At 31.2% G+C, this 5,698-nt stretch carries 5 protein-coding genes and 1 pseudogene; 3 read left to right on the top strand and 3 right to left on the bottom strand.

Features of this window, described 5'->3' with window-relative positions:
- Window positions 1-189 precede the first annotated feature (189 nt).
- Window positions 190-951, bottom strand: coding sequence for a site-2 protease family protein (locus ACOZIR_RS28245; RefSeq protein ID WP_421536105.1), 762 nt, complete (start codon window positions 949-951; stop codon window positions 190-192).
- Window positions 952-1,089: 138 nt separating this feature from the next.
- Window positions 1,090-1,512 (bottom strand): hypothetical protein, encoded by a 423-nt coding sequence (locus ACOZIR_RS28240; protein WP_421536104.1) that lies wholly within the window; start codon window positions 1,510-1,512, stop codon window positions 1,090-1,092.
- Window positions 1,513-2,176: 664 nt separating this feature from the next.
- Here ACOZIR_RS28240 and ACOZIR_RS28235 point away from each other — a divergent pair.
- Window positions 2,177-2,728 (top strand): DUF4352 domain-containing protein, encoded by a 552-nt coding sequence (locus ACOZIR_RS28235; protein WP_421536103.1) that lies wholly within the window; start codon window positions 2,177-2,179, stop codon window positions 2,726-2,728.
- A 470-nt stretch (window positions 2,729-3,198) separates the two neighbouring features.
- Window positions 3,199-3,492: a hypothetical protein gene (locus tag ACOZIR_RS28230; protein WP_205663458.1), complete on the top strand. Its 294-nt coding sequence runs from the start codon at window positions 3,199-3,201 to the stop codon at window positions 3,490-3,492.
- Window positions 3,493-4,184: 692 nt separating this feature from the next.
- Here ACOZIR_RS28230 and ACOZIR_RS28225 read toward each other — a convergent pair.
- On the bottom strand, window positions 4,185-4,958 hold the full coding sequence (locus tag ACOZIR_RS28225; protein WP_310878827.1) for a TerC family protein: 774 nt from the start codon (window positions 4,956-4,958) through the stop codon (window positions 4,185-4,187).
- 329 nt (window positions 4,959-5,287) lie between these two features.
- Here ACOZIR_RS28225 and ACOZIR_RS28220 point away from each other — a divergent pair.
- A pseudogene (locus ACOZIR_RS28220) lies at window positions 5,288-5,698 on the top strand (phosphatase PAP2 family protein); the annotation flags it as partial.

Below are 5,698 nucleotides of genomic sequence, written 5' to 3'. Positions count from 1 at the left end.
TTTGTCACTCAGCCCGAGGCCAAACGTTGATAAATCAAGGGTGTATAAAAAGCTGCATAATTCATAATAGTGACCTTTTCTAAACTCCTTGTGGCTCAAGGGGTTCTTTTTTTGGTGATGTCTTCCGGAAAGAGGTATTATGTTAACTAAAGATGTATGAAATATACATTCAATAATTACTAATTATAATTAGACATCTTTACTACTTTTTTCAAACCTGTGGTTGATCTTAACCACTCTGTATATTATAAACCCTATAAATAAAATAATTGGAAATGTAGTTTTTATATTTCTAATAAATACTTCAATCATCGGCAATAAAATAATAGCTACTATAATTAAATATCCAATACTGTTTATGATGGTATATTTATCTTTAATTTTCGGCATCTTATTTTCTAGTAGAGTCATTATTATTTGTCCACCATCCAAAACTGGGATGGGTAGAGCGTTTACTATGCCTAGGAACAAACTAATTTCAGCTAAGCAACTCAAATAATTAGAGATTTCATTAGAATAGATTGTTGTCGGAAATATAGTTAACCCTGAGTAAAAATATTGAAAAGGGTGATTCAAGAAAACATGTATTAAGTCGACAAATTTTATGCCAACATGAAATGAATCTCCCTCAATTAACTTTATTAGCACAAGAGAAAATATGGGAAGAATTATAATACTCATTATCAACCCTGAAGCTGTTAAGATTATCCGACGCTTTTTAGAATATGTTAAAAATTCTTCGTCACTCCCTGCGGGCATCACGTACCCACCTAATAAAATCCAACAAACTTTAAACTTTATTGATTGTAAAGTGAACTCCCATAATATTGGGCCAAACCCAAGAGAGGCTTCTTTAATTTTAATTCCTACTACTTTTGCTCCTATAAGATGTCCTATTTCGTGTACGATGGTAGCAACTATCATGATTAGTATGATTTCTTGAAAACTCATTAAATATCTCCTTTTAAATGTAATAATATAGAAATTATATCATTTTTAGTAAGTGAGATTTGAAGAATTTTTTAAGAATTTATTTCCGATAATATGGATTATGGTAACTAAGGTTGTATACGCTATACAACCTTTTTTCTAATGAGAAGGAACCGTTTTAAATGCATATTTCAATATAATTGAACTAAATCCAAAGGGAACTGAGCAGCTCAAGGCTAGAATAAAGAACGAGCTAAATTCTGTAAGGACACTTATACCATCACCTAAAGCAAGTATTAATAAAATGATTGCTGTACCTATTGCGCCAAAAACAATGTACAGTGATATTTCAATCAGATGTCTATACTTAGTTTTTAGGTTTCTTATTATTGTATCAATCATGATCGATGAAGGAATCCCAAATACTATAACAATTGGTAAGATATATATCATTCCAAATACTAAACCACCTATAACACTATTAAAGGTTATTTGTTCATATTGAGGATCAAAAGACCTTGCTTCAAACACGAAGCTACCACATAAGGTTGCAACAAATGTTGATATAATTTTTTTAATCATATAAATTAATCTCCTGGTAAGTTTATTAATTTATATTAGCATTTTAAGTAAATAAACACTCTATTTTTATTTACTGCCGATAAGGTACATTATGTTAACTAGAAATGAATAACGTATACAGCTTAAAAACAGAAAAAATCCCTCAAAGCATTAAGGGAGTTTTTCTACTACATTTATTTGTTGAAAGGATTGAAGCCTTACGGCTTCTTGGGTAGTTTGTTCAAATTATAAAAACATATTCAATTTTGAAAGCAAAAAAGCCACTGGACCTAAACAGTGGCTTTTTGTTCGTTCAATGCAGAAAATGAACAAAACATATTGCATATACAATGTTTTGTCATTGTCCGATAGTATACCATAAGAATTAGGTTCTATAAGAATTGCTACATTTATGTATAGAAAATGAAACATCTTGTAGGATTGTTGAAACATTGTCTCTCAAAAAATAGGATTAATTCTACTTTAATTTGAGGCTTTTACTTTTGATAAAATCCATTTCATGACTTGATTCCGTTATAAAGATCACTATTCACGTTATTCTAAGTATTTTGGTTAATTTAACCAAAATTAATCATAGAAATATTATTGTAATATTTCTGCACATATGTCATCATTAAACATGCATTTTAGATATATATTTAGCTACATAGGGGGAAATACATCAATGAAAAAGTTTTTTAAATTTGGTTGCTTAGGCTTTATCGTGCTTATTGCACTTATTGTAGTAATTGCTGTTGCAACATCAGGTGGAGACGATAGTAGTTCTGGATCTAATTCTGGCTCTTCAAAATCAGAAGAACAAAAAGCTCATAAAGTGGGAGAGACTTTTACAGTAGATGATAAAGCAGAAGTTTCTGTAACAAAAGTAGAAGAGAGAGAACAAGTTGGAGACCAATATGCAAATAAGAAGGCTTCTGAAGGTGGTACACTTGTTGCTATTCAATGGACTGTTAAAAACATATCTGATAAGCCATTAGGTGCTTTTTCAACTCCAACAATTAATCTTGTTGATGAAAAGGGAACAAAATATGATGCTGATATTGATGCATCAGCAAATTATTCAGTTGAAACTAACATTGATAACTCTAAGATTGCTAGTGATTTAAATCCCGGCATCAAAGTTACCGATGTTCAAGTATTTGAGATTTCAAAAGACAGTTATGCAAAAGGTAAATGGTATATTGAAATAAATGGAAGTAAAGTTCAAATTAAGTAATCTATTAAGTAAATAATTAACCCATCAGGCTTTTAAATTAGAGAAAGCCTGGTGGGTTTTTATTTTTAGTTCTTATAATTGGTATTATGTAAACTAATTTTGTATACGATATGCATATTATAATAGGTCAATTAATGCAAAAATAATACTTAATATAAGTGAAAGAGTAAGTATTAATTTCCATTTAGTTTTCTTCTCTAACTGATAGACATTCAGTTTTTCTAATGCAAACGAAACAAGCCACATTATAATTATTGTTTCAATAAATTCGACTATAAAATTAAAAATAAAGTCCATTTGTTCTCACTTTCTTGTTTTGAAATATTTACTTTTTCTATTAAAACACTTTTAGATAAACATTAAAATACTTTTATTCCTAGAAAATCCATTATGGTAACTTATTTTGAATATCCTTACAATAATATGGATTTTCATGGTAAAATCCTTCTTGTAAGGAAGGTGAGAGTGAAATGGCAATAGCAATTGCATTATTGATTTTAGTATTAGGTCTTATGTTTGCTCGTGGATTAAGTCAAGGAAGATCAACTAAAAGAAAATATATAATATGGGGCACAGCTACAATATTGATAATAGCCCCATTCTTTTCATGGATAGTATCTATCCTATTTGGTATTAATCAGGGAGATGGTTTCGCAGCAGTTGGATTGATGATGTTATTGTTTCCAATTTTCTTTTTAATAGGACTCGTTACTCTCCTGATAGGAATCTTTAAAAAAGAAAGTACTAATGAATCTATTCAGTAAATAAAAAAAGCTCTAGATATAATGGGACTGACCCCTGTTTTTGAGACAGGGATCAGTAGCTTTTTAACGAACCATGTTGTGAACTCAAGAAGTAGTGAGGATTTCCAAATAGAAGCTTCACAGCATCAGGTGTAGTTTGTTCAAGTTAGTAAGGACTTATGTGTAGAAAAGAGAAAAAACCCCTGTGCCTATTCAGGAGTTTTTAAAAGGTCATGCTAGGTGAGATGATGCTCTCCATCATCTTGAGTAGTTTGCTTAACATAGTCAGTAACTATACATAATAAAAAAAGGTCTACTGGGGATCTCAGTAGACTTTCTTTTAGTTCATTTATAAAACCGCGAAGTTAATTTTACTTCTTGTTATAAGAATTTGTACGTTTCTTCTCTTTATAACCTGTATCAACATATAAAACCAGTTGAAAGAGTGGTTCTTTTACTGGCTTTATACGAGGTGTATTCATTTAATGCATCATAGATAGTTTAAGCAAATGCATTTTGTATTATAAATATTAGTTCTTAACTATCGATAATTTTCATCTGTTATAGCACCAGGAAAGGCTAATCTTCTTTTGTGACTAAACTTTCAAAAGTAGATAGAAAACATCCTAACTCTTTAAGATATAGTCAGGGTGTTTTCGTTTTGATCATACTGATTATATTGATACATCAATACGTCATACTTAATTATATTTTTAGGCTGAAGGCTTTTCTAAAGACTTATTGCTCGGTGCAAACCAACCAAGTAGAGCAATACCAACTAATACTCCATAGAAGATTAATGTCCAAATAGTACTATGGGGAAAATGGGGGTCTAAGACACCAATATCCTTATGAGCAAGAGTAATAACAGCAAGTTTAACGCCTACCCAAGCAACAATGGCATATGCTGTAGTTTCTAAGGCAGGACGCTTTTCGAGTAGTTTCACAAACCAGGTTGCTGCAAACTTAATCAAGATAAGACCTGCAATTCCTCCCAAAACTACAACTGCAAATTGTCCCGCATCCATACCGCCAATTTCGCCAAACGGTGAATCTGGAAGGCCGAGGGCTATGGCTACTGCAGCTAAAATGGAATCAATCGCAAAAGCCAAATCAGCTAACGCAATTTTCCCTACTGTCGGCCAGAATCCTTTTCCAGCAGACTCTTTTTCATCTTCATGATGAACATTTTCATTGCGTTTTCCAAACCGGTTCTTAAGGACATGTTTTAAACCTAAATACAGAAGATAAGCTGCTCCCACTGCCTGTATCCACCATACATTAGCGATAAATGAAATAGCGAAAAGAGCACCAAATCGAAAAATAAATGCCATAAGAATTCCATAATTAATTGCTTTTTTCTTCTGATTATCCGGTAAATGTTTAGCTATAACTGCTAGTACAAGAGCATTGTCAGCTGATAATAAACCTTCTAAACCAATTAGAATTAACAATGCCCAAGCGTATTCAATCCAGATAGAGTCCATCTATTTTCCTCCTTTCCAAATTATAATTCATTATGTTAAAGAATTTGCTTACATTAGAATGACCATCTATATGAACAGTAATCCTAGAGAAAGGAACTTTCATTATTTTAACACTCATTCTCTAAATAATATTTATTAAAATGTAAATATTCAGAAGTTTTTTGTGCAACTTTGTTAGTAATCCTTTTGATTACTATAAACACTTTTAACTCCTCCATATTTAACTCATTTTTAATGAAACAAAGCATAGCTATGAGGGAGATAAACTGTATATATGTGAAATAAGTGTAAATAATAACATTCATTAATGTAGAACTGGGGATTTCAATATGTTTATTTTAGTAAAGCTAAAATTATATATTATTGGACTGTTACTGCTAATTAGCTTTGTTTGTACTGGTATCTTAGTTAAAATGGGCAAGTTTAGTGAATTTGACAAATGGTTATCATCTCTTATCCATCATAAACGATCTTCTTACTTAACGCCTATAATGCAACTTTTTGATTTTATTGGATCAACTTACTTTGTTATTGGAATCTGTCTTACAATTTTATTTTACCTTTATTTTGTAACTAAACGTCGTTTGGCTTTTGTTCTATTTGTTGTTGCCATGATAGGAGAAAGACTGCTCAGCGAGGGTCTAAAGTATTTATTTAGCCGTTCACGCCCAGATGGATTTCATTTAGTAGAGGTAGATAAACATAGCTTTCCTAGTCAACATGCTATGAGTTCCTTTGTT

Source organism: Priestia sp. D3YE.R1 (assembly GCF_049199565.1).
GTDB lineage: Bacteria > Bacillota > Bacilli > Bacillales > Bacillaceae_H > Priestia > Priestia aryabhattai.
The sequence above is the reverse complement of the archived record's forward strand: the minus strand, read 5'-3'. Positions and strand labels throughout refer to the sequence as shown.